Raw genomic sequence first — 20402 nt, 5'->3', positions numbered from 1 at the left:
TATCTCAACATCTCTAAACTCCACAATCGTTCCTTAATCTGAACCCTCATAAATATTATTGTTAGTCTACGTTCTCTATTTCAAATTTTTTAATAATGTGATAGATTCCAAATAATACATACATTAACTATCAATTTTTTTGAATAACATAAATCTATCTGTTGACCTGTCGTACATATAGATGTCCTTATTTGAAGTGTCTTGGCTTTTAAATATCATACGATCATTATCTAGAGCATAATTTACTAATAAATTTTCAGATTTAAACTCTTCTTCATTTATGAGTATAATTTCATATCTATTTTGCATCGTTTTAAGATTAGAGAAAGGCGAATAAAAAAATATAAATAATAGAGGAAGAAAAATAATTATTATTTTAACCTCAAATGGTGACGTATAGTTTAATAATAAAAATAATAAAATTGTTTCAAAGATTATAGCCAATGAAATATTTAAATATAAAAATGTTCTAATGAATAGTCGATTCTTATATTTCTCCATGAATTTTCTGAATTGATTATCATGATTAAGAAATGAAGCAGAAAAATTGTATGTTAATAATGGAATAGAAGTTAGAAATAAAGCAGAGAAACTAATACCAAGAACCTTAGGTATTTTAATATTAAAAATCATTGTTTTATCGTTTGTAAATTCAGACAGGGATAAAGTGAATAAAAAAGAAACAAATAGGAATGAGATACTAAAGATTAGATATACAATTATGTTTTTTATTATTTTAAAACTGTCACTTTCTTTCTTTGAGAGAAACAAGGTATCAAATTCACTCAAAGAGAGGTAATTAAAAATTTGTTTTATCAAAGTAATAATAATAAGAACTACAAGAATTGAACTTGCTACGAAATATAGCGAATTGTTTTTTGAATTCTGAAACAACTCTATAATGGTTTGTATTTCACTACTCATGCTTTTTTTCCTTTCGTGTGGTATTATTTAATTTGCAAAAGGCACCAAGCCAAATGGTATTAGTCTCATAAAAGTTTAAAACATCTCTAAACTCCACAATCGCTCCTTAATCTGAACAAACCCATCTACCTTATGTTTATAAATCAACTCTAACCGATAGTGTGCAAATTCCTCTGTCACAAGGAAGTGATCTGCAATGTCAGAAATAAGGATTGGCTCGTTGATGGCGGTTTTGTATAGTTCTTTTAAGAATTTATTCGGCATTAGCAGATAGGCCGCCATCCTTTTAGCCTGGTGTTCTTGTTTGTTGCGAATATACTCATCAGTTAATAGCTGTGAAGAATAGTGGGAATAGCAATGACAAAATTCTTCTGCAAGAAGAAGTCTTTTTTCAATAGGGTCAAGCTCTGGCTGAATGAAGATAGTGCCGCGTCTACCCACAGAGTCAGGAATAGCGTAGGATTTTAGATGTTTGATAGACTCATAATCAAAATTAGGGTCAAAGAAGTTAATGTCTAATGGTTTGATTTTGACTCTATACCGCCAGCAAATATCGTACATATCAATTTCATCTGGTTGTAGGTAGTTAAAATGTGAAAGGACTATATTTGCTTTTTTCTCCCATCTATCTGTGTTTGTCTTGATTTGTTGCATTGTCTAACTCCTAAAGTAGATGTTTTCATAGTTAAAATTAATTTTGGAAGGAAGTTGAAGGATTATTTTGAAAAGACGAGTATATAGACCTGTTTCCTATAAATCCAAAATTAGTGCTTAATTACCATATAGATGTTAAAAATATACACGATTACAAGTAATCGTGTTATTCATTATCTAGTTCTCCAAATCCATATCCCTTTTTCTCATCATCATCTTCTTTTAGAAACATATCTCTAGCTTTCTGTAATCTGATGAGTTCTTTTATTTTCTTTTCTGGATCTTTAGCAAGGTCATGGAAAAGGATAGGGTGCTTCTTCAGTTCTTCGAAAATTTTATATTCTTCTTCACTAAGGTTAATCTGCTGACCTGAGATGGTTATATTGTTATGTCCTGAAATAAGATAGTCTGTAGATACATCAAAAAATTTAGCAATTTTTACTAGTGTATCGTAATCTGGTTGTCTTTTATTAATTTCATAATGTGCATAAGTTCCTCGGGTAACACCGATTTTTTCTGCTAATTCTTCTTGTGTTAATTTGCGACTAGCACGTAGAACTTTTAATCTATCACCTAACATATTTTTATCTCCATTTCAGTTCTTATAAAAATGATTATACTGTAGCAAATAGCTACAAAAAATAATTGTTGCGAAAAAGTACAAAAAACACTTAGATGTAGCAAATAGCTACTTAATTATAAAAATATAAAGTGGCGAAACGCTATAAAACGTAAAGGAGTTGAGAGGATGGAAGCTAGAAAATGGCTTCTTGAAAAAAGAAATAATGCGAATCTTACTTAAGAAGAAGTTGCAATATAAAAGCAAATATCAAGAGACTTTACTATTCTCAAATCTAATTAGGTGTTAGATGACCGAGTGTAAAAGTAGCAAAGGAAATAGCAACAATTATTGAATTTGATTGGGTTCTTTTTTTTGATACCGATTGCAGTGTAAAGAAACATGAATCTAACTCGGGATAGAAAGTGAAACATTTCCTGTTCTAATTGGAGATACTCTCAATCTTTAAGCCAAATTGCAATAAAGGAAGTGGAAAATTACTCTAGTTTGTTAAACGTTAGTAAAGAAAGATGGTACCAAAGTGAAAGTAACTTCATAGTTTCTTGGATGAATCAAGTTCAAAACAGAGTGGATACTAAGACACTTAAAGAAAAGTATCCAGAAGTTTATGAGAACGTGTTGAAACCTTCTTCCTTTCGTAAATTTGCAGTGAAGGAGGCTAAATAATGGCTACTAACCAAGCGCTAAAGAACCAGTTAGCGAATAAACAAAGTGGAACACCACAGCAAGTATCAGTACAAAATTTAGGGTTAAAATCGTTACTAAATACACCGACCATGCAAAAGAAATTTGAACAAGTTCTTTCAAAAAAAGCACCACAGTTTATGGCTTCCATTCTCAACTTATATAACGGAGATCCAGGGCTTCAAGCTGCAGAACCAATGTCTATTATCTCAAGTGCAATGGTTGCTGCATCATTAGACTTACCAGTGGACAAGAACCTCGGTTATGCATGGATTGTTCCTTTCTACGACTCAAAAAAAGGAGTGAAAGCAGCACAGTTTCAATTAGGATACAAAGGCTATATCCAATTGGCCCTTAGAACAGGTCAATATAAGAATATTAACGTTAGTCCTATATATGAAGGTGAGTTAAAGAGTTGGAACAGAATTACGGAGGAACTGAAGCTAGACCTAGACGGAAAGGCTAGTGAAAAGGTAATTGGTTATTGCGGTTTTTTTAAACTAACAAACGGTTTTGAAAAGACAGTCTATTGGACAAGAGATGAAGTAGAAGCTCATCGTATTAAGCACAATAAGATGAAGGATAAGAAGGCTATGAATAACGTATGGAAGTCTGATTATGATGCAATGGCCATGAAAACGGTAGTGAGAAATATGCTAAGTAAATGGGGAATTCTTTCTGTTGAAATGCAGAAGGCTGTTTCAGAAGACGAAAATGAAGAACGTGAATTAAAGGATATTACCGATGAAGTAGATGAACCAACAATAAATGATAATGAAAACATTATTGATTATGAAGTAGATAATGAATCAAAAGAAGAAAAGCCTAGTTTTGATCAAGGAAGTATTGATTTTAAATGATAGGTAATAAAGTTCCTTATCGTGTGCTCTTGCCAGAAAGACTGTTTAAAGAAGCGCAGGATAGGGACCATTTAAAGATATTTGTCCTACTGTATATGCGACATTATCCAGAATATGTTGTGAAATCTGTTAGAGATGGTTTTGCGATATGTTATAGGAGATAGGAGGGGGTAAACAACATGAACTACATAAAGGAGCTTAATGCATTCTATGATTGGCTGGAAATAAATAAACTGTCGCCATCAGCAATTAATTTATAGTATGCGTTGATGCACATAAATAATAAGGCTGGATGGGCAGAAACATTTACGGTGGCAGAATCGGTGTTATGCGTTAAGACAGGTTTAACTGATCGTACCCTTCGAAAAGTAAGAAATGAACTGAAGCAAAAAAACAGAATTGAATTTACTTCCAGAAAGGGAGGGAAGGCTCCTATTTATAGAGTTGTTTCCTTCTTCTCTACGGAAAATAATTCCGCGGATAGTTCCGCATTAAATAAAAGAAAAGAAACTAAACCAAACGAAACAAATACATCTGCTGCTACTAAGCGTTCCAATTATTTTGGTGAATACATGATCTGTTTTAGTGGACAACCTTCACCTATTCAGATTCAAGAGATAAATAGTTTCATAGACCAAGATGGTCTTCAAGAAGAAGTTGTGTGCTTAGCATTCAGGAAAGCATCTGAGATTGGGGCCAAGTACCCTTATGCCAGGTCTATCTTAAACAGCTGGTCTAAAAGGGAATAAGAACGGTTGCAGCTGTTCAAAAAGAACAACACGATTTTGAAGCTATGCGCCAGAAGAAACAAACCAATCAGCGCGCTCCCATTCGCAAAGAAATAGTACCAGATTGGATTGGCAAAAATAACGCACCTGAAGAAAAAACATTAGAGGTTGCTGAGTTTTTAAAACGGAAACGAGAATTAGAAGAGCGAATAAAAGCGTTATAGAGGACCTGAAAGGAGTAATCAAATGGCTAAAAGTAAGTACAGTAATAAAAAGACTGTGGTTGATGGAATAACCTTTGACAGCCAAGCAGAAGCGACGTATTACATACAGCTTAAATGGTTATTACAAGCAAAACAAATCAAGTCTTTTAAATGCCAACCTAGATTCCTTCTTCAGGAAGCATATATCAAACCAGATGGAACGAAAGTACGGAAGATTGAATGTGTAGCAGATTTTGAGATTCATAACTTGGATGGATCCGTGGAAGTAATCGACATCAAAGGAGCAGAAACAAAAGAGTTTTTGCTTAAGAAAAAGATTTATGAATACAAGTTCGATATTCCACTAAAGGTGCTGGCTTATGAGGAATCATTGGGCTTTATTGAGCTAGATAAACTAAAAAAACTAAGAAAGGGTGCTGTTAGTGGCAAGAAGAGTCGTAGTAACAAAAGCAGCCAGTCTCGATCGCGAAATATTACAAGTCCTAACAGTATACGAGGAAGGATTAGGCAAACAAGAAGTACGTAAGGAAAATCCGTATAGCAAGAAACATGGGGTGCTATATCCAAGAGGTAAAAGTTATGAATACAAGTGAAATGATCCAAGGAATATGCGTGGATACCGCCAATACAACAGTACTAGTAGAGGGCCAAACATACTTTTTATTTCCTAATGGTCCTAACTACTTTTATGTATCAATATTCCCAGATAGTAAAGCGCATAAGGGCTGTTATCAATCAAGGTGTTTTCAAATCATAAAAAAGCTTAAAGAAGAGTGGCCAGGAGAACCGAAAGGACCACGCTTGGTATAAATGTCAACACAAATATGTACATTTTCGCTCGTTTAAGGATGTACAAAATCACTCGTTTTCTTGCACTAAATGATCCTTTAAACGATAGGAATTTCCCACCATTGTCACAACCTTCGCATGGTGTAAGATGCGATCTAAGATGGCATTTGCCAGCTTAGGCTCCTGAAATACTTCATCCCATGCCTTAAAGTTTACGTTCGTTGTTAAGATCGTACTGCGCTTTTCATATCGCATGTCAATCAGTTGGAAAAATAATTTCGCATCTTCTTGATCAATTGGCAAATAACCAATCTCATCAATGATTAATAGTTTATATTTTGTATAATGTTTTAGACGAGTTTCTAAGCGGTTCTCCAATCGTGCTCGTCTTAAATTCTGAATTAAATCATGGCATTTAATGAAATAGGTACTTGTTCTTTTCTTTGCTGCCGCAATCCCTATGGCGGTGGCCAAGTGTGTTTTGCCAACACCACTTGGTCCTAAGAAAACAATATTCTCGTTCTCTTCAATAAAGCGAAAGGTTAGAAAATCTTGAATCTGTTGCTGATTGACTGAGGTTTGGAAAGTGAAATCAAAATCTTTTATTTCTTTCATATGTGGAAATGCAGCCACCTTTACCATCGACTGCGTCATATTTTGTTCTCGCACATCAATTTCATAGTTGGTTAACTTGATTAACGTATCAATAAATGACAGCTGGTTCTGGACTCCGAAATCAATTACTTCATTTAAATGTAGAGTCATTTGCTTCAGCTTTAGATACTCTAGGTTTCTTAATAATTGTTGATAATTAGTGGATAGATTCATTATTTATACACTTCTCCAATCGTTGCTAGATTTTTCTTTGCCAAATCATCGATTTCCGGATAGTTATAGTAAGGGGCTGAAACAGCCAAACCTGCTTTATAATGTGCTTCCTGATAATTTAGCTTCGCTTTGCTGATTGGATGCTGTGCAATAAGTTTCATGTTATAATAAATCCATAAGTTGTTATCATACACTTGTAAACCTACTTTCTTTCCTTGATATTCTGGTGGTACGGAATACTGGTTTGATTTGTAGGAGATCATGTTGGATGCATTGACTTTTACTTGTGTGTGCTTAATGCGATAGGAATCTCTTACTTTATCAGTTGGTAGCTGGAGTAAGTGGTTCCTTTCTTTTTTATATTCAATCATTGGTATTCTTCCTGTCCCTTGGTGAATCTGGTGATTCACTCTGTTGGCTAACTCTTGTATAAATTGATGCAGTTCCTCTAAAGAGAATTGTCCTTGATAGGCATGAATTTCGTCTAACAATTTCATTGTCGTTTCGACTTTTCCCTTTGTCCTTGGTCTGCCAGCGATACAGGCTTTCACTTTAAAGCCAAAGTCTTTTGCGAATTGCTCAAACTTTGCATTCACTTTACCCGGATAATGTTCCGTTCTTGCTTCATCCATCACTGTTTTCATATTATCCGTAAGGAGTTCCTCAGGAACACCGCCAAACGTTTCAAAAGCTTCTGTTAGAAAGGAAAACAGCGTACTTTGTGACTTGGAAATACTCAAGTGGAATACTCGCAATCTTGAAGTAGATAGAATAAGCGCAGCTACATTGATCTCGACCTGCTCGCCATCTTTTGTTTCATATTGAATATTTTCCTTCCAATCTAATTGAGCTTGTTTACCTGGCGGAGTTTCATAGCGAACCGTCCCCTTCGGAGAAGCAATACGTTTGTCCTCCACAAAGTAAGCATTAAATTCAGGTATTCGAGCGATATAGGCTCGAAAGGTCGAAGCACCACAGTCTAAACCGTGATTATCCTTTAAGTACTGCCAAAGCACCCGCCGATAATAAAACACCTGTTTAGAATCCTCAGATAAAAGAGCAGCGATCACTTCATAATATTCATCAATTTTTGAGGACTTTTTTCTTGTCCTCTTGGGGACAAAACCATTTAGATATTTCTCAACTGTTCGTCGATCTACTCCAAGTTCTTCAGCCAATTTACTCTTATTAATTTTCATTTTCATATGCTCCATTATTTGTTTGAATTTTGGTAAGTCTGAAAGACTATTAATCTCAAAATTAACATCGACATTTAATGATATATACATGACTAGTCACCTCAAGACTAGTATGTAAAATGAAAGCAAATTTGTACATATTTATCCAAGCATTATTGTACATATTTAAAATAGCATTTCTACGCTTGGTAAGTGATTATGACAAAGAGAAGGTCTATAAAGCACAGCTGGTATGGAGGAAGCCAGGATATAGAGGAACGGAGCTAAAAGAGTATTTTATTCGTTTGAAAGTGGAGTATCCAGAACAGAAATTAAAGATTAATTTGGTGGATAGCTGCTACTTCTATGATCAATACGAAGACGGACAATTCGAAGGTTTAAGAGGATGTTTTCCACTCCATTGGTTTGGAGAGATGGAGGAAGTACTAGACACTTATAACCAAGAGTTTAGTGAGAAGGAGAAAATAGTTGTCACAGAACCAGTTATAAATGGATATGAACAGTTATCCCTATTTGATTAAAAGAAGAGGGATTAATAGAATAAGAGACTTTAAAAGTCTCTCAAAGATAGAACAGGTGTTTGGGTGATACCTATTATACATCTTTGAGAGGAGAAAAGAAAATGAGTTTAAAAGAAAACACTATTTATCAAATGGATTGCTTAGAAGGAATGAAGTCTATTCCTGATAATTCAATCGATCTTATTCTATGTGATCTTCCTTACGGAACGACACAATGTAATTGGGATAGCATTATTCCGTTTGAACCACTTTGGGAACAATACAAAAGGGTTATTAAAGAAAATGGTGCTATTGTTCTTACGGCGAGTCAACCGTTTACTACGGCATTAATTGCATCAAATATGAAGTGGTTTCGATACGAATGGATTTGGAAGAAAGGTAATCATATAACAGGATTTCCAAATGCAAACCGAATGCCATTGAAAAATCATGAAAATGTATGTGTATTTTATAAAAAATTACCAACGTATCATCCGCAGGGCTTAATACCAATACAGGCTAAGAAAGTGAAAAAAAGTCCTAAAATGAAAGTTCTAGGCGAACGAAATGCAACATTAACAAAATCACATTATGTAAGATACAAAAACTTTCCTAAGAGCGTTTTGGATTTTCCAAGAGATAGTAAAACCTTTCATCCCACTTAAAAACCTTTGTCGCTTTTTGAGTACATCGTCAAAACATACACAGATGAAGGGGAAATAGTTTTGGATAATTGTATGGGCGGATTTACAACGGCGGTAGCTTGTGACAATACAAATAGAAGATGGATAGGGTTTGAATTACAGAAAGAATATTGCGAGGTTGGGTTAGAACGCATAAATGAAAATAGAAAAAATCTGGGTTTACCTATGGTAAAGATAGAAACACATATTTAATGATGGAGGCATATCAAGTGATTTTACCACTTGATATGCTTTGGAAAATACAGAGGATAAAGAAATAATATGAAATTCTAATATGATAAGCAGTTTATTTATTGCCCAGGATGCAAAACATTTGTTGCACCAAGTAAATTTCCGTCAGGATCTTGAAAACTAAAACCCCCATAGCCGTGGTTGGGATCAATATTTAATGTACCGACAAGTACGTCTTGCTCTTTAAGCCAACTATGAAACTCAGCTAATGAGGAAGTGAAAAAATCAATGATGCTATGTACATTTTCTGTATGTGTATTTTTGAAAGATAGGTTGTTTAACTTCTCTGTTTCTACTAAGTAGATTGTAGGTACCCCTTTAGATTCAAATGTAAGCATAGCAGTAACACTATCTTGATAATGAATTTTTACGTCAAAGATAGCTAAATACCAATCTAGTGATTTTTTTAGATTTGAAACTGGAATTTCCAAGGTTGCAATATGTGGTGTGAATTTACCCATTATAAGTCCTCCTAAAATTAATCGTTATTTAATTATTAGCTAAGAAGATAAAATTTCCTTTATTTTATTCAAATAATATAAGAATTATTAAGTTTACTAGGTTCAGTACGGATCACCAGCACTAGTAGCAATGAGAGGAATAAAAGAATCTAGTTATACAAAATGTGAATTTGAAGAAGTTTAGTAATTTATGTGGGTTAGAAAGGAATAAAAATGGTGATACCAAGAATTTTACATTATCCAGGTTCGAAATGGAGTATGGCCAGCTGGATAATTAGCCATATGCCTGAACATAAGACATACTTGGAACCTTTCTTTGGATCCGGAGCAGTGTTTTTTAATAAACCAAAATCAAGTATTGAAACAATAAATGATATGGATAGCAGTGTGGTTAATCTTTTTAAAGTCATAAGAGATAATCCGGAAAAGTTAGCCAAACTTATTGAATGGACACCTTTTTCAAGAGAAGAATATTATTCCTCCTATGAATTTGAGACAGGAAATGAACTCGAAGATGCAAGAAGATTCCTAGTTAGGTGCTGGCAAGCGATAGGAGCTAAAACAAGTGATAGAACAGGATGGAGAAGTCTTATCTCTTCAAATGGTCCAGATGTAGCAAAAGAATGGAGTAAACTTCCCGAAAAAATAATAATAGTTGCTAAACGTTTAAAGGAAGCACAAATTGAGCATCAACCAGCTGTAAAGTTGCTTGAAAGGTATCAGAGAAAAGAAGTTCTCATTTATGCAGATCCTCCTTATATTTTGGAAACTCGAACTAAAAGACACTATAAACACGAAATGACAATAGAAGATCATATTGAGTTGTTAGATATATTAGACCAACATCCTGGTCCAGTTATTCTTTCGGGATATGCACATCAGGTTTATGATGAACGCTTAATTCATTGGCGAAGAGTAACTATGGAAGTATCTGCCGAAGCAGGAGCAAAAAGGCAAGAAGTTTTATGGATAAATCCGATTGCAGCAGTACAAGGAAGTTTTCAAGAATCGTTATTTTAGGAGTGATCCTTTATGAGCATAACAAGCCTGTTAGATATGACAGTATGCTTGATGTGCAATGGACATGGGATGATTGGGAATAAGGTTTGTCAGAATTGTAAGGGTACTGGCGAACCACCTTTAAAATTTAAGCGTAAGAGACCTAAGAAAGAGGGTGTCATATTGATAGGAAAAAAGATTAAAGCAATAAAAATAATGAACGTTAGAGATATAGAAGACGAATCAATTCCACCGACAATTATAAAACCAAATGACATTGGCGTTATTAAAGGAGTAGACGATTATCCTAACGGAAAAGCATATGAAGTGAAAATTAATGGAGAAGATATTTTTATTTACGGGATTTCCAATAGATATTGGGAGATCATTGACTAATCTTTTTAATTCGAAACTTATCCGCAGAAAGGAACAGGACTATATAAAAAGCCCACTTTTTATAAAGAAGGCTTTTAGAACAATTAATTAGTTGTTTTTTCTTTATGACTAAATTTGTTTTTAAAGTAAAGGTAGTCAACTTTGTGTTTTGTAGCCATTAATTGAGAGGCCAATATCGCAGTATAAAAAGTTGTTAAAAGAATAGCTAATACACCAAGTCCTAAGGCAGAATTATTTTTTGACATAACGGTACACCTCCTTCTAAGTTTATCTTTTCTAAATTAGAAGAATTTATACGAAGGATAGTTAGTAATATTGGAAGCAGAAAGGAAGGGTGAAGGAAATTGATGATTCTTTTTAAAAAATATGTTTGGAATCCAATAAAAAACACCAGAAACTTACTTATTTAGCACTTGCGCTATTGTTAATAGTGCCGCCATTAATTAGATTTTTAAGCAAATAAGATAACAACTGTGCAATAAGAAAAAGAGCAATGGTAGATAAATCTGACCATTGCATTAAGGTTTAACAATTGCAGATCATTAATACGTTTCCATCTAAATCTTCAAAGTTAAAATAGGCAAAATCACCAATGCGCTCTATTTCTCTGACAACTGTTATTCCTTTGTTTTTGACAAATTTATATGCTAGATCAATATCTTCGACAAAAAAATTAAATAAGACATGGCTTGAAGGTTTTAATGTGAAACTTGGATCGAAAGTGTGATCGTCTAAAGTGAGTCCAGTCTCAGCGGTAACAGGAATATTGAAAACAGGAGATGAAACATCCTCCTTATTAAATGGGAGTCCAAGTAGCTCGCTGTACCACTCTGCAGATTTTTCTAAGTTACTTACATGGATAAAAACATTATTTACCTTACAGGCAATTGGAGAACGGGTTGATTCATTCATATCATTCTTTACTTTTATTTTTCTACAGTATTTAAATTCAATAAATTGTAAGGGAATCCTTTATCAATGATAAAAAAATGTTGCAGAACGAAATAACTCTTTAGATAACAAATGTGCGACAGGAAGGAAGATGAAAAATGAAGATGATGAAATTATCACAATTAGCAGATGATGTAGAAATAAGTGTTGAGGAATCACATTTAACCTATACGGTAGCAGAATTAAAAAGTGAAATATTAGACCTTCGGGAACCACATCATGAAACATCTAAACCAGCTAATAGTTTGTCAATAAATATATTTTAAATTTATAATTACTAAATGCTATACTAAAAATGCACAACTCAAATAACCCTCCTGATTCAATTTGGAAGGTTTTAGTTGTATAGGAAAATGTTGTTACTAAATAGTTTCTTGGAATGGTGTTTTCGTTTTTAACATCGCATAAATCCAGTGTAAAAGCTTATTAGCACATGCAATAATGGCTACTTTATAAGGCTTACCTTCTTCACGTTTTAAATCGTAGAAGGCACGTAATCGCATATTTCGTGCAATGGTTTCTTCAGTTGTTTTCTTTTTACGACTATCTCGAATGGAACACCGAACTGCTGTAAAAAGCATGTGGCGAAGCCTTGCAGAGCCTCGTTTAGTAATATGATTCTTCGTGCCTTTAAAGCGACCTGATTCAAATACACTAGGATCAAGTCCTGCAAAGGCAACTAACTTTTTGGGATGACTAAACCGATCAATTTCCCCGATTTCAGAAATAATCGTTGCAGCGATTTTTTCGCCTACACCGGGAATTGTTTGGAGTAGTTCATATTCTTCGAGCTGTACTGCTAACTGATCAATCTCACGCTCCAACGTAGAAAGCTGTTGGTGGTACACTTGAAGTAAATCAATATACATATTCAGACTGACAAGAAGGCTTTGATAACGCGTTGACTGAAATGGGTTGCGTTCTGCAGCTGCGATTAATCCCTCTGCTTTTTCAAGCGCCCAATTAAACGATCTTGCTTTACAATGCCTATCAATAAATTGTGCAATTTCCTCCACACAAGTTTTTAAGACAGTCTCCGAGGTAGGGAAAGTTTGTAAAGTTCTTAATGAAACCTCGGCATACAGATCGCCAAAAACGCCTTTATACTCTGGAAATACTTGATCTAATACAGATTGAAATTGAAGCTTTGTTTGAACCATAATTCCCGTCATATTTTCATGTTGTCTTGTCAGATGCCGAAGGTTTAATAACTGAACACCACGCTTTTTCTGCGGCTCTAAATCCTCTTTGTAATACAGTTCGCCTAAGTGATAAGCATCAATGGCATCTGTTTTAGTTTTTCTTAAACTAGAACTTTTTGCTCGGTAAGATACCAATGGATTTACGATAATGACAATGTACTCTCTTGCTTCTAAAAACTGTACAACTGGGGCATGATAGTGACCCGTTGATTCCAAGACAACTGGTGGTTTCATCCCTGTTTGATGCTCTAAATCTAGTAAATAAGAGTATAACTCTTTTAAACCATCCACCGTATGTTCAACTTTCACACTATTTTTATAGGGCATTTTTTTATCCAAGAACATTTGAACCTGACTTTCACCTTTAGCGACATCCAGACCAACAACTGGATTCATAAATTATCTCCTCCTAGTGTAGTGGATTGACCGGTAACCTCTATCTAGCTTGTCATTCATATCTTCGCTTGTTATACGGGATCATCATGTCCCAACCAGCCTAATCATGTGTTAACAAGTAGAGGGGAACAGTTTAGTTGTCGGGATCAAGTCCCACGGGTGCGTCCGTTCTTCCCCGGCTACTATCAATCTATAAATTGAATAAAAAATAGTCAACCAGAATTCTCTGGCTGACCTTATAATACGAACGGGTGTGTAATCAAAAGACAAAAATGGTCACCAAATGCAAACTACATGGTCGAAAGCTATATAGAATCAGAAGCTCAAGAAATGTATGAAGATTGGGATGAACGTGCCATGGATTGTATGACAGACGAAGTTATAGAAGAAATACAAGCTATTCTTGAAAAAGCATTTAATAGTGACCATGCTACAGCTTATTGGACTTATGAGAATCCAGTTGAAATTGATATTTTCCCAGTTAAGTAAATGCTCCATGCGAAACCAAAGTGAGGAAGTGGGTATATGCACAATTTTATATGTAAATTGTTTCATAAGAAGTATTTTATTTATTCGTATAGAAATAAACATTGGCTTTCTTGTTTATATACTTGTCAAAAATGCGGGAAAACGCATGATATGAGGTAATACACCATACGAAACTAAAGGAGGAAAATGGCTTGGATAAAACCGAAGCAAAATTTATGGCTTATGATTGGGACGAAGGGAAATATAAATTGTTGCCTTCTAATGACATTGTGGAAGCTATCCATATTGCTTGGAATTATGAATTTGATGTATATGAATGAGGTAGCGAGTGAAGAATTAATCTTTTCAGGTAGAGAAGACAATGAAGGGAATTCAGAAATGTTAAAACCTTATGGACTACGATTGATTAATGATGGTTCACTTAGGAGATTACAAAACATTGAAACTGGAGAGATATACACTGCTGAATGGGAAAGGTAACGAACCATAGATAACAACTGTGAAGTAAGATGATGTAATGTTTTTATGGGCGAATAATAATGTACATTTTCATATTTACAGGAAGTTTATACTTATTAATCCACTATTTATGTAAAGAGAGTTAGACATAAAAGGCGAAATAAGGAGCAGTTATAAAACAACCACTCCCAAACTTTGAAGAACAATTTTAATATTAACCTTCAACTGTTTTTTCAGGAAACAATTTTCCAAACAATGTAACTGCCGAGATAGTTAAACAAACAATAATTATCCCGGTAATTAGATTTGTAGTGTTTAAGCCGTAATGAGCAAATGCTGCTGAAAAAATGTAACTAATCACAAAACTGAGAAAAACTACAAAAATTAAACTTGTTTTTTTACCCACTAATTCAATCACCTCTCTTTTAATAAGAATGTACGTTAGTGAGAGATTAAATGTTTCAAATTTTTTATTGCATAGTACGAAACTTATCCGCAGAAAGGAAGAGTGAAGGAAATTGATGATTCTTTTTGAAAAATATGTTTGGAATCCAATAAAAAAACACTGGAAACTTACTTATTTAGTACTAGCGTTATTGCTATTAGTGCCTCCATTGATTAGATTTTTAAGCAAATAAGATAACGAAAGGGCAGTAAATAAAAAAATTCGTGTTTCAGGAAAGTAAAAGATTAAATAGGATTTTACCCAACAAACAAGAATAACAGATTAATAAATTTAGGGAAGTGATCCTCATGAGACTTAAAGAATTAGAGATTAATACTAGTACAATGCGCCTAGAAGTTGATATAATGGAACAAAAAGGAAGCTTTGCCATTGTTGTGTGTGATGGACGAGCTAAACTTACTAGGCTACCTGAACATGGAGAGACAAAATTGTAACTCATCAGGGGAAAGTTAAGAGGGTGAAGTTTGATGAAGGGGAAGATTTTTAAATTTTTTATTCATTTTTTATGTTGGGGTGTTTTTTTCTTAATTTGGAGCAAGTCTCAAATTAAAGTAATTGAGTTACTTTTTACGAATATGTCTATAATTATATTTGTTATTATTTATATAATACCCTGGTCTGAAAAATATTTTCAAAAGGAAATAAAGAGAGAAAAATCGGAAAAATATACAACATTGTATAATTGGACAGAAAACTTAGATGGTGGAGAGAATTATATTCGCCATTTATTTAAGGAAGAAGGTTCAAAAAGTATACCGATTAATATGAATAAAATTGAGGAAGCAATATTAAGTGAAACAAGTACAAGTAATAGAATAAAAGATTTAAGGTCAATGAGAGCCTATTTTAAAGCATATAAAGATAGGCATCTGAGAAAGTTTATTATAAAACAGTAGGAGCAACCATGTTAAGTTTTATTATTTTTGTTATACAAGCGTTAATACAAGGAAGGATAAAAAATGATTATTTATTAACTCTTTTAAATATTAACTATATATGGGGAGGAATAATGTCTTTTCTATGTATAGCATTTTATTATTTTTCTCTATCACATCGGGGTGAAAATAGAATAAATCTAATTTTAAATGTTTTAGATGAAAATATTGATGAAGAAAAAGATTTGAGGAAAAGTAATAAGGGATAAGTTTGAGGAGGGGGGAATTCTTAATTGGATTTTAAAAATTTAATAATACTGAATGGTAATAGGATTGAAAAAACACTAAATCGAGTCTTTAAATTGATACTAATCATTCTTGCATATGGATTTTTAATTGTTCAAGTTGTGGAGAAATTTGATATTAACCAGTCGGTTATACTGAAAATTAGTTTAGGGATTTTATTGTTCCCGGTGCTATTTTTAATGGGCAATATATTTATGACTTGGCTACATGAATTATCACATAAAGGTTTTGCAAAGATATTTAATTATAAAACACATATTAAAATAGACATAGACTGGAGAAATTTAGATGCATCTGGGGTATGTCATTTTGATAAAAAAGATTTAATTAAAAGAAATCAATTTATCGTAATATTGATAGCACCTTTTATTATTTTCTGTTTGATGATTAGTACTATTTTATTAATTGATAATTTGTTCGTAAATATTTATTTTATTTTTATCCTTGCGAATAAGTTGAGTGGATGTTCAGGAGATTTCTTAATGATATATCAAACTTTTAAAAAGTCTTCCCAGAATGATCGATTTCAGTATGATGATACTGGTACATTTAAAATTATTAGAAAGTGAATAAGTTCTACCAGGCAGCTGGAGGACACTGAACAAGCGGTTAATACCGTTTCGTTTGGTGTCCTTTTTTATTTTTCTCCAAAGGAGTAACCCGTATGAAACAAATAAAGGTAATAGCATTGGCGTTAATTTTATCGGCTTTTGCTATATCAGGAATAGCAATTATTTCGGTGTTCTTAAATAATTCATATGAAGAAACTTTATTACGATATATTCTTTTTAATCTTTGCTATATCAAGGCAAAGGAATGGGTGGAGGGAAAGGGATGAATCAAACATTTAGGGATCAGTTAGTTAAATGGAAGGATATTCATCAAGAGAAGCAAACACCTAGGAAAAAATTAGTTGAGAAAAAGAAAGAAATCTTTTCACAAAGAGAATTAGAAGAGCTAATGGGATTGAGAAAGCCTACATATAGAAGACACAATGGCGCATTAAGACAAAGGGGGTAATCATGTATGGAAATTAATATTGCGGAATTAGTTAGGGATTATCGAATGATGAAAAGAGAAATTGAAAGGCTTCAAAGAATTATTTATGGGAAATCTGTACCTATGCGCTCCTGGGGAGTTGCTCAATATGGGATTGAAGCAACATTACCTCACGGAAGTTCTGGCAAAAGCCAAGCGGAATTGAGGGACATGGATATTCGAGAACAGAAACAAATAATGAGATTGCAAGAATATCAACGAAAAGTGTTCGCCATAGAAAGTGCTGGGGATTTTCTAGATAAGGAAATACTGAAAATTGTTTATGATTGTATGCTAAGCGGAATGACTAGGCAACAAATAGCGGTACATTTAGAGATATCTAGAGATTCTGTAGATAAATTAAGAGCTGAAATTAAGGCGCAAATCGGCACAAATACGACTTTTTCCAAACTTTTACATGGTGAAAAATCGGTAGTGTAAAATGGAAGGCAGGACGGGGAGGCGGTTAATAAGCTGCTTCCCCTACATTACCTTCGGTAAAGTAAAATAGAACTACCATTTTTCCATAATTACCCGATATAATATTTGGAGGTGTTTTATGGAAAAAATTGATTTTAGTCCTGTCGGGGATACCGTTAATGGAATGGCTATCCAATTTGGAATAGTCATGATTACTGGAGCAATAGCATTTATAGTAGTTTTTATTCTATTAAGGTTAATAAGAATTCCAAAACAGATAGCTAATTTTCTTGCAACTGCTGCATTTCTAGCTGCTTTATATTATTCTTTTACGACAAATTATTTACCATGGGTTCAAAGTTTGGTTGGATAATGAGCAGGAAAATATCTCCTTTTGTTGAAATATACGATATGGAGGTGCTTTATGGCGAATGAAGTTGGCAAAAGTATATATGAAAAAGCGAATGAGCATTTAAGCAAGTATTTGAAGCTTAAAGACAGTGTCTTAGACAGTGAATATGTACAATTAGCAGGTGATGTATCAAAGTTAGTTGGTTTTGTTAGAAGTGCAAATGAGCTTATAATTAATAAAAAGTTTAATTCTTTCTTAAATGGGTTTACCGAAAGAGATATGCCTACAGAAAAACAAATAGAGAAATTAATTGAGTATATTGATGATGAAGCAAAAGCTGAATTTATATCTGATACATTTTCAAAAGTGGTGTTATCTAACTCATCAAAAGCATGTTTATTAATGGGTACTTTATTAAAATCTATGATAGGTGAAGGCGGAAACATTCAGCATCATAAATTAGTATGCATTACGGCTTTAACAAACTTCTTTGATATAGATATAATTAATTACACACATATCTTTAGTTTTTATGACTGGCTAGTCTCAACTCAAATGAGATATAAACCCAAAAAGAAATATGAAAAATTTTTAATGTATACTTTAAAAAAATACACTCAACAAAATAATATCGATTATTCTAGCCTATTGTTAACTATTGAAAAAGCAGTATCATCTCAATTAATAACAAGAAGCTATGATGCTGATATAGGTGTGACATATGATAGAGATAATGATACAACCGATGTTGACACAGCAGATATTGATGAATATTACTCAATTAATAAAGCTGGAATAATAATGTATCAATATATAAAAAGAATTTTATAAAGAGATGAACAATCCAAAGCACCAATTATTAGGTGCTTTTTTCATTTTCAAAACACAAATGCATAAACAGGAGGTGGGTAGGTGAATGTAATATGGCTAGAGCAAGAGATCCAAACAGAGATAAAGCATATAACTTATGGAAAGAACACAATGGAGAAATAACAAACAGAGAGATAGCCAACCAACTCGATATAGATGAAAAGAAAGGTGGCTGTATGGAAGTCTCGTGATAAATGGGGACAAGATAACAAAGAACAACGTTGTACAACAAAAAAAGAGTAAAACAAAGAATGTTGTACAACAAAAGAATAACAAACAGCAAAAGCAGCAGAGCAAACAGAATAGTGAAGAACAGGAACCTTTGATTGAATTGGACGAACTAACGGACAAACAAAGGCTTTTTTGCATTTATCATCTTAAATACTTTAATGCCACAAAGGCATATCAGAAGGCTTATGGTTGTGCTTATTCGACTGCAATGGTTGAAGGGCACCGTCATCTAAGAAATCCTAAGATTGCAAAAGAAATAGATAGAATAAAAGAAGAACAGATGAATGACTTGAAATTAGGTGCTAATGATGTACTTCAAAAATACATTGATATAGCTTTCGCAGATGTAACAGACTTTGCAAAATTCGGTAAGAAAGAAGTCCAAGCAATGGGAGCCTTTGGTCCTTTGGAAGATGAAGATGGCAATCCAATCATGGTAGAAGTGAACTATGTTGATTTTATTGATTCATCGGAAATTGACGGAACCATTATAACCGAAGTGAACAAAGGTAAAGACGGAGTATCTGTTAAACTTGCAGACAAAATGAAAGCTTTAGAGATGTTATCTAAGTACTTTGATTTGTTATCCGAGAATGACAAGAAACGTTTACAGGAAGAAAAGCTTAAAGCTGAGATTGAAAAGGTTAGACTGGAAACAAAGATTGATAATTTCGATTCATCTAAAACAGTAATCGTTACGAATGTGGATGAAATGAGGAAGGTATTAGAGGATGAATCTAATTAAAATAACGGATCTCATCAATAAGAACTTCTACTCCTTATGGTTAGCCAAACAATCTCATATAATTGCTAAAGGCGGACGTTCTTCTATGAAATCGTCTGTAATTAGCTTAAAGCTTGTTACAGATTTTTTAAATGATCCATTGGGCAATGTTGTATGTTTAAGAAAAGTCGGTAAGTACTTATCAACTTCTATTTACGAACAAATAAAATGGGCCATTTATATGCTTAAAGTAGAAGAGGAATTTTACTTTGGTAAGAGTCCACTAATGATAAAGCATAAGGCAACAAATACAACCTTTTACTTCTATGGCTGTGATGATCCAATGAAATTAAAGTCAGCAAAGATTGCTAAAGGTTATGTAATGGCATTGTGGTTTGAAGAAGCTGCAGAATTTGCTGGTGTTGAAGATATAGATATTGTAGAAGATACATTCATCCGTCAAGAGATTGAAGAAAAAGAGGTTAAGGTATATTTCTCTTATAACCCACCTAGAAATCCGTATAGCTGGATTATGAATGGTTAGATGGAAAGTCTTCTGATGATGATTATTTTATCCATCATTCAACATATCTCGATGATGCAAAAGGTTTCCTATCTGCCCAGATGATTAGGAAAATCGAGAAGTACAAAGAAAATGATTATGATTACTGGCGCTGGATGTACAACGGAGAAGTAATAGGTTTAGGCGAAATGGTATACAATATGAACCATTTCAATAATATGTGAAAATTCTTAAGGTGTAGTTACAAATATCACATAATAAGTAATAAAAATGCAAACAGACTAAATTTATTCATATATACTCTAGGATTTTTCCAGAACATGAGAAATTATTTACTAA

The 20402-nt window shown here is 33.4% G+C and carries 32 protein-coding genes and 3 pseudogenes; 25 read left to right on the top strand and 10 right to left on the bottom strand.

The genetic code is table 11. The features are described from left to right. Window positions 1-123: 123 nt before the first annotated feature. The 3 genes from NSQ92_RS14490 to NSQ92_RS14480 form a co-directional block, all read right to left on the bottom strand. A complete protein-coding gene (locus NSQ92_RS14490; protein WP_095259028.1) occupies window positions 124-924 on the bottom strand; it encodes a hypothetical protein in 801 nt (266 codons plus the stop codon). 75 nt (window positions 925-999) lie between these two features. Next, window positions 1000-1578, bottom strand: a complete 579-nt coding sequence (locus NSQ92_RS14485; RefSeq protein ID WP_095259027.1) for an ImmA/IrrE family metallo-endopeptidase — start codon at window positions 1576-1578, stop codon at window positions 1000-1002. A 166-nt stretch (window positions 1579-1744) separates the two neighbouring features. Further along, the gene (locus NSQ92_RS14480) at window positions 1745-2158 is read right to left on the bottom strand and encodes a helix-turn-helix domain-containing protein (RefSeq protein ID WP_095259026.1); all 414 of its coding nucleotides are present in this window, start codon (window positions 2156-2158) and stop codon (window positions 1745-1747) included. Between the two features lie 665 nt (window positions 2159-2823). On the opposite strand from NSQ92_RS14480, the gene NSQ92_RS14475 reads away from it, so the two are divergent. The 5 genes from NSQ92_RS14475 to NSQ92_RS14455 all read left to right on the top strand — a co-directional run bounded on the left by NSQ92_RS14475 (window position 2824) and on the right by NSQ92_RS14455 (window position 5464). Continuing rightward, on the top strand, window positions 2824-3702 hold the full coding sequence (locus NSQ92_RS14475) for a recombinase RecT (RefSeq protein ID WP_095259024.1): 879 nt from the start codon (window positions 2824-2826) through the stop codon (window positions 3700-3702). Between the two features lie 269 nt (window positions 3703-3971). Continuing rightward, window positions 3972-4451 carry a DnaD domain protein gene (locus NSQ92_RS14470; RefSeq protein ID WP_186325711.1) on the top strand — a complete coding sequence of 160 codons (480 nt, stop codon included), beginning with the start codon at window positions 3972-3974 and terminating at the stop codon, window positions 4449-4451. A gap of 44 nt (window positions 4452-4495) precedes the next feature. Further along, entirely contained in the window at window positions 4496-4654 is a 159-nt protein-coding gene (locus NSQ92_RS14465) for a hypothetical protein (protein WP_186325710.1), read from the top strand. Window positions 4655-4676: 22 nt separating this feature from the next. After that, window positions 4677-5180 carry a DUF1064 domain-containing protein gene (locus tag NSQ92_RS14460; protein WP_095259023.1) on the top strand — a complete coding sequence of 168 codons (504 nt, stop codon included), beginning with the start codon at window positions 4677-4679 and terminating at the stop codon, window positions 5178-5180. A gap of 53 nt (window positions 5181-5233) precedes the next feature. Beyond that, the gene (locus NSQ92_RS14455; RefSeq protein ID WP_341152894.1) at window positions 5234-5464 is read left to right on the top strand and encodes a hypothetical protein; all 231 of its coding nucleotides are present in this window, start codon (window positions 5234-5236) and stop codon (window positions 5462-5464) included. A 48-nt stretch (window positions 5465-5512) separates the two neighbouring features. On the opposite strand, the gene istB is transcribed toward NSQ92_RS14455, so the two are convergent. Both istB and istA read right to left on the bottom strand, forming a co-directional pair. After that, window positions 5513-6271: an IS21-like element helper ATPase IstB gene (gene istB / locus NSQ92_RS14450; RefSeq protein WP_061801337.1), complete on the bottom strand. Its 759-nt coding sequence runs from the start codon at window positions 6269-6271 to the stop codon at window positions 5513-5515. Continuing rightward, a complete protein-coding gene (gene istA, locus NSQ92_RS14445) occupies window positions 6271-7560 on the bottom strand; it encodes an IS21 family transposase (protein WP_061801336.1) in 1290 nt (429 codons plus the stop codon). Before istA ends, istB begins: the two co-directional genes overlap by 1 nt. A gap of 29 nt (window positions 7561-7589) precedes the next feature. Between istA and NSQ92_RS14440 the strand changes: the two genes are divergently transcribed. Beyond that, a complete protein-coding gene (locus NSQ92_RS14440; protein ID WP_341152893.1) occupies window positions 7590-7991 on the top strand; it encodes a hypothetical protein in 402 nt (133 codons plus the stop codon). 101 nt (window positions 7992-8092) lie between these two features. Next, window positions 8093-8866 (top strand): annotated as a pseudogene (locus tag NSQ92_RS14435) (DNA-methyltransferase). A 98-nt stretch (window positions 8867-8964) separates the two neighbouring features. Here NSQ92_RS14435 and NSQ92_RS14430 read toward each other — a convergent pair. Then, window positions 8965-9366 carry a VOC family protein gene (locus NSQ92_RS14430; protein WP_095259021.1) on the bottom strand — a complete coding sequence of 134 codons (402 nt, stop codon included), beginning with the start codon at window positions 9364-9366 and terminating at the stop codon, window positions 8965-8967. A 213-nt stretch (window positions 9367-9579) separates the two neighbouring features. Here NSQ92_RS14430 and NSQ92_RS14425 point away from each other — a divergent pair, with 213 nt between their 5' ends. Together NSQ92_RS14425 and NSQ92_RS14420 are read left to right on the top strand one after the other, a co-directional pair. Further along, a complete protein-coding gene (locus tag NSQ92_RS14425) occupies window positions 9580-10386 on the top strand; it encodes a DNA adenine methylase (RefSeq protein ID WP_095259020.1) in 807 nt (268 codons plus the stop codon). A 12-nt stretch (window positions 10387-10398) separates the two neighbouring features. Then, entirely contained in the window at window positions 10399-10761 is a 363-nt protein-coding gene (locus NSQ92_RS14420; RefSeq protein WP_047944072.1) for a hypothetical protein, read from the top strand. Window positions 10762-10844: 83 nt separating this feature from the next. Here NSQ92_RS14420 and NSQ92_RS14415 read toward each other — a convergent pair whose 3' ends face one another. Both NSQ92_RS14415 and NSQ92_RS14410 read right to left on the bottom strand, forming a co-directional pair. Further along, window positions 10845-11006 (bottom strand): hypothetical protein, encoded by a 162-nt coding sequence (locus NSQ92_RS14415; RefSeq protein ID WP_172867330.1) that lies wholly within the window; start codon window positions 11004-11006, stop codon window positions 10845-10847. Between the two features lie 280 nt (window positions 11007-11286). Further along, window positions 11287-11673 carry a VOC family protein gene (locus NSQ92_RS14410; RefSeq protein ID WP_095259019.1) on the bottom strand — a complete coding sequence of 129 codons (387 nt, stop codon included), beginning with the start codon at window positions 11671-11673 and terminating at the stop codon, window positions 11287-11289. 137 nt (window positions 11674-11810) lie between these two features. Here NSQ92_RS14410 and NSQ92_RS14405 point away from each other — a divergent pair, with 137 nt between their 5' ends. Continuing rightward, window positions 11811-11978, top strand: a complete 168-nt coding sequence (locus tag NSQ92_RS14405) for a hypothetical protein (RefSeq protein ID WP_341152892.1) — start codon at window positions 11811-11813, stop codon at window positions 11976-11978. Between the two features lie 96 nt (window positions 11979-12074). Here NSQ92_RS14405 and NSQ92_RS14400 read toward each other — a convergent pair whose 3' ends face one another. Then, on the bottom strand, window positions 12075-13310 hold the full coding sequence (locus NSQ92_RS14400) for an IS110 family transposase (protein ID WP_095322885.1): 1236 nt from the start codon (window positions 13308-13310) through the stop codon (window positions 12075-12077). Window positions 13311-13604: 294 nt separating this feature from the next. On the opposite strand from NSQ92_RS14400, the gene NSQ92_RS14395 reads away from it, so the two are divergent. From NSQ92_RS14395 to NSQ92_RS14385, 3 genes are all read left to right on the top strand, one after another. Then, the gene (locus NSQ92_RS14395) at window positions 13605-13799 is read left to right on the top strand and encodes a hypothetical protein (protein WP_341152891.1); all 195 of its coding nucleotides are present in this window, start codon (window positions 13605-13607) and stop codon (window positions 13797-13799) included. 191 nt (window positions 13800-13990) lie between these two features. Next, complete coding sequence (locus NSQ92_RS14390) at window positions 13991-14119, top strand: hypothetical protein (protein ID WP_268876249.1); 129 nt, start codon at window positions 13991-13993, stop codon at window positions 14117-14119. Further along, window positions 14103-14279: a hypothetical protein gene (locus NSQ92_RS14385; protein ID WP_235850129.1), complete on the top strand. Its 177-nt coding sequence runs from the start codon at window positions 14103-14105 to the stop codon at window positions 14277-14279. Before NSQ92_RS14390 ends, NSQ92_RS14385 begins: the two co-directional genes overlap by 17 nt. A gap of 193 nt (window positions 14280-14472) precedes the next feature. Here the strand turns inward: NSQ92_RS14385 and NSQ92_RS14380 are convergent, their stop codons facing one another. Then, window positions 14473-14664 carry a hypothetical protein gene (locus tag NSQ92_RS14380; protein ID WP_144545079.1) on the bottom strand — a complete coding sequence of 64 codons (192 nt, stop codon included), beginning with the start codon at window positions 14662-14664 and terminating at the stop codon, window positions 14473-14475. Between the two features lie 347 nt (window positions 14665-15011). Here NSQ92_RS14380 and NSQ92_RS14375 point away from each other — a divergent pair. The 12 genes and pseudogenes from NSQ92_RS14375 to NSQ92_RS14320 form a co-directional block, all read left to right on the top strand. Continuing rightward, a pseudogene (locus NSQ92_RS14375) lies at window positions 15012-15211 on the top strand (XtrA/YqaO family protein). After that, window positions 15192-15620 (top strand): hypothetical protein, encoded by a 429-nt coding sequence (locus NSQ92_RS14370; protein WP_144546700.1) that lies wholly within the window; start codon window positions 15192-15194, stop codon window positions 15618-15620. Before NSQ92_RS14375 ends, NSQ92_RS14370 begins: the two are co-directional and overlap by 20 nt. A gap of 8 nt (window positions 15621-15628) precedes the next feature. Continuing rightward, the gene (locus tag NSQ92_RS14365; protein ID WP_144546698.1) at window positions 15629-15868 is read left to right on the top strand and encodes a hypothetical protein; all 240 of its coding nucleotides are present in this window, start codon (window positions 15629-15631) and stop codon (window positions 15866-15868) included. 93 nt (window positions 15869-15961) lie between these two features. After that, window positions 15962-16474: a DUF3267 domain-containing protein gene (locus NSQ92_RS14360; RefSeq protein ID WP_142300803.1), complete on the top strand. Its 513-nt coding sequence runs from the start codon at window positions 15962-15964 to the stop codon at window positions 16472-16474. 95 nt (window positions 16475-16569) lie between these two features. Then, window positions 16570-16743: a hypothetical protein gene (locus NSQ92_RS14355; RefSeq protein WP_186325709.1), complete on the top strand. Its 174-nt coding sequence runs from the start codon at window positions 16570-16572 to the stop codon at window positions 16741-16743. Beyond that, window positions 16740-16925: a hypothetical protein gene (locus NSQ92_RS14350; protein WP_095259014.1), complete on the top strand. Its 186-nt coding sequence runs from the start codon at window positions 16740-16742 to the stop codon at window positions 16923-16925. The genes NSQ92_RS14355 and NSQ92_RS14350 overlap by 4 nt, the downstream gene beginning before the upstream one ends. Before the next feature lie 6 nt (window positions 16926-16931). Then, window positions 16932-17384: a hypothetical protein gene (locus NSQ92_RS14345; protein ID WP_095259013.1), complete on the top strand. Its 453-nt coding sequence runs from the start codon at window positions 16932-16934 to the stop codon at window positions 17382-17384. 118 nt (window positions 17385-17502) lie between these two features. Beyond that, window positions 17503-17736, top strand: a complete 234-nt coding sequence (locus tag NSQ92_RS14340; RefSeq protein WP_144546696.1) for a hypothetical protein — start codon at window positions 17503-17505, stop codon at window positions 17734-17736. A gap of 51 nt (window positions 17737-17787) precedes the next feature. Then, window positions 17788-18546, top strand: coding sequence for a hypothetical protein (locus NSQ92_RS14335; RefSeq protein WP_095259011.1), 759 nt, complete (start codon window positions 17788-17790; stop codon window positions 18544-18546). Window positions 18547-18638: 92 nt separating this feature from the next. Next, window positions 18639-18776: a phage terminase small subunit-related protein gene (locus tag NSQ92_RS26840; protein ID WP_179290061.1), complete on the top strand. Its 138-nt coding sequence runs from the start codon at window positions 18639-18641 to the stop codon at window positions 18774-18776. Then, entirely contained in the window at window positions 18773-19561 is a 789-nt protein-coding gene (locus NSQ92_RS14325; protein WP_321198358.1) for a terminase small subunit, read from the top strand. Before NSQ92_RS26840 ends, NSQ92_RS14325 begins: the two co-directional genes overlap by 4 nt. Continuing rightward, window positions 19548-20284, top strand: a pseudogene (locus NSQ92_RS14320) (PBSX family phage terminase large subunit); the annotation flags it as partial. The gene NSQ92_RS14325 and the pseudogene NSQ92_RS14320, both read left to right, overlap by 14 nt. Between the last annotated feature and the right edge of the window lie 118 nt (window positions 20285-20402).

It is taken from the genome of Niallia sp. FSL M8-0099, assembly GCF_038006945.1.
GTDB lineage: Bacteria > Bacillota > Bacilli > Bacillales > Cytobacillaceae > Niallia > Niallia circulans.
The sequence above is the reverse complement of the archived record's forward strand: the minus strand, read 5'-3'. Positions and strand labels throughout refer to the sequence as shown.

What these genes read in the sequence shown, in the direction of transcription:
- NSQ92_RS14490 (WP_095259028.1), bottom strand. Translation starts at nt 924, where the DNA reads ATGAGTAGTGAAATACAAACCATTATAGAGTTGTTTCAGAATTCAAAA.
- NSQ92_RS14485 (WP_095259027.1), bottom strand. Translation starts at nt 1,578, where the DNA reads ATGCAACAAATCAAGACAAACACAGATAGATGGGAGAAAAAAGCAAAT.
- NSQ92_RS14480 (WP_095259026.1), bottom strand. Translation starts at nt 2,158, where the DNA reads ATGTTAGGTGATAGATTAAAAGTTCTACGTGCTAGTCGCAAATTAACA.
- NSQ92_RS14475 (WP_095259024.1), top strand. Translation starts at nt 2,824, where the DNA reads ATGGCTACTAACCAAGCGCTAAAGAACCAGTTAGCGAATAAACAAAGT.
- NSQ92_RS14470 (WP_186325711.1), top strand. Translation starts at nt 3,972, where the DNA reads ATGCACATAAATAATAAGGCTGGATGGGCAGAAACATTTACGGTGGCA.
- NSQ92_RS14465 (WP_186325710.1), top strand. Translation starts at nt 4,496, where the DNA reads ATGCGCCAGAAGAAACAAACCAATCAGCGCGCTCCCATTCGCAAAGAA.
- NSQ92_RS14460 (WP_095259023.1), top strand. Translation starts at nt 4,677, where the DNA reads ATGGCTAAAAGTAAGTACAGTAATAAAAAGACTGTGGTTGATGGAATA.
- NSQ92_RS14455 (WP_341152894.1), top strand. Translation starts at nt 5,234, where the DNA reads ATGAATACAAGTGAAATGATCCAAGGAATATGCGTGGATACCGCCAAT.
- istB (WP_061801337.1), bottom strand. Translation starts at nt 6,271, where the DNA reads ATGAATCTATCCACTAATTATCAACAATTATTAAGAAACCTAGAGTAT.
- istA (WP_061801336.1), bottom strand. Translation starts at nt 7,560, where the DNA reads ATGTATATATCATTAAATGTCGATGTTAATTTTGAGATTAATAGTCTT.
- NSQ92_RS14440 (WP_341152893.1), top strand. Translation starts at nt 7,590, where the DNA reads ATGAAAGCAAATTTGTACATATTTATCCAAGCATTATTGTACATATTT.
- NSQ92_RS14430 (WP_095259021.1), bottom strand. Translation starts at nt 9,366, where the DNA reads ATGGGTAAATTCACACCACATATTGCAACCTTGGAAATTCCAGTTTCA.
- NSQ92_RS14425 (WP_095259020.1), top strand. Translation starts at nt 9,580, where the DNA reads ATGGTGATACCAAGAATTTTACATTATCCAGGTTCGAAATGGAGTATG.
- NSQ92_RS14420 (WP_047944072.1), top strand. Translation starts at nt 10,399, where the DNA reads ATGAGCATAACAAGCCTGTTAGATATGACAGTATGCTTGATGTGCAAT.
- NSQ92_RS14415 (WP_172867330.1), bottom strand. Translation starts at nt 11,006, where the DNA reads ATGTCAAAAAATAATTCTGCCTTAGGACTTGGTGTATTAGCTATTCTT.
- NSQ92_RS14410 (WP_095259019.1), bottom strand. Translation starts at nt 11,673, where the DNA reads ATGAATGAATCAACCCGTTCTCCAATTGCCTGTAAGGTAAATAATGTT.
- NSQ92_RS14405 (WP_341152892.1), top strand. Translation starts at nt 11,811, where the DNA reads ATGAAGATGATGAAATTATCACAATTAGCAGATGATGTAGAAATAAGT.
- NSQ92_RS14400 (WP_095322885.1), bottom strand. Translation starts at nt 13,310, where the DNA reads ATGAATCCAGTTGTTGGTCTGGATGTCGCTAAAGGTGAAAGTCAGGTT.
- NSQ92_RS14395 (WP_341152891.1), top strand. Translation starts at nt 13,605, where the DNA reads ATGGTCGAAAGCTATATAGAATCAGAAGCTCAAGAAATGTATGAAGAT.
- NSQ92_RS14370 (WP_144546700.1), top strand. Translation starts at nt 15,192, where the DNA reads ATGAAGGGGAAGATTTTTAAATTTTTTATTCATTTTTTATGTTGGGGT.
- NSQ92_RS14365 (WP_144546698.1), top strand. Translation starts at nt 15,629, where the DNA reads ATGTTAAGTTTTATTATTTTTGTTATACAAGCGTTAATACAAGGAAGG.
- NSQ92_RS14355 (WP_186325709.1), top strand. Translation starts at nt 16,570, where the DNA reads ATGAAACAAATAAAGGTAATAGCATTGGCGTTAATTTTATCGGCTTTT.
- NSQ92_RS14350 (WP_095259014.1), top strand. Translation starts at nt 16,740, where the DNA reads ATGAATCAAACATTTAGGGATCAGTTAGTTAAATGGAAGGATATTCAT.
- NSQ92_RS14345 (WP_095259013.1), top strand. Translation starts at nt 16,932, where the DNA reads ATGGAAATTAATATTGCGGAATTAGTTAGGGATTATCGAATGATGAAA.
- NSQ92_RS14340 (WP_144546696.1), top strand. Translation starts at nt 17,503, where the DNA reads ATGGAAAAAATTGATTTTAGTCCTGTCGGGGATACCGTTAATGGAATG.
- NSQ92_RS14335 (WP_095259011.1), top strand. Translation starts at nt 17,788, where the DNA reads ATGGCGAATGAAGTTGGCAAAAGTATATATGAAAAAGCGAATGAGCAT.
- NSQ92_RS26840 (WP_179290061.1), top strand. Translation starts at nt 18,639, where the DNA reads ATGGCTAGAGCAAGAGATCCAAACAGAGATAAAGCATATAACTTATGG.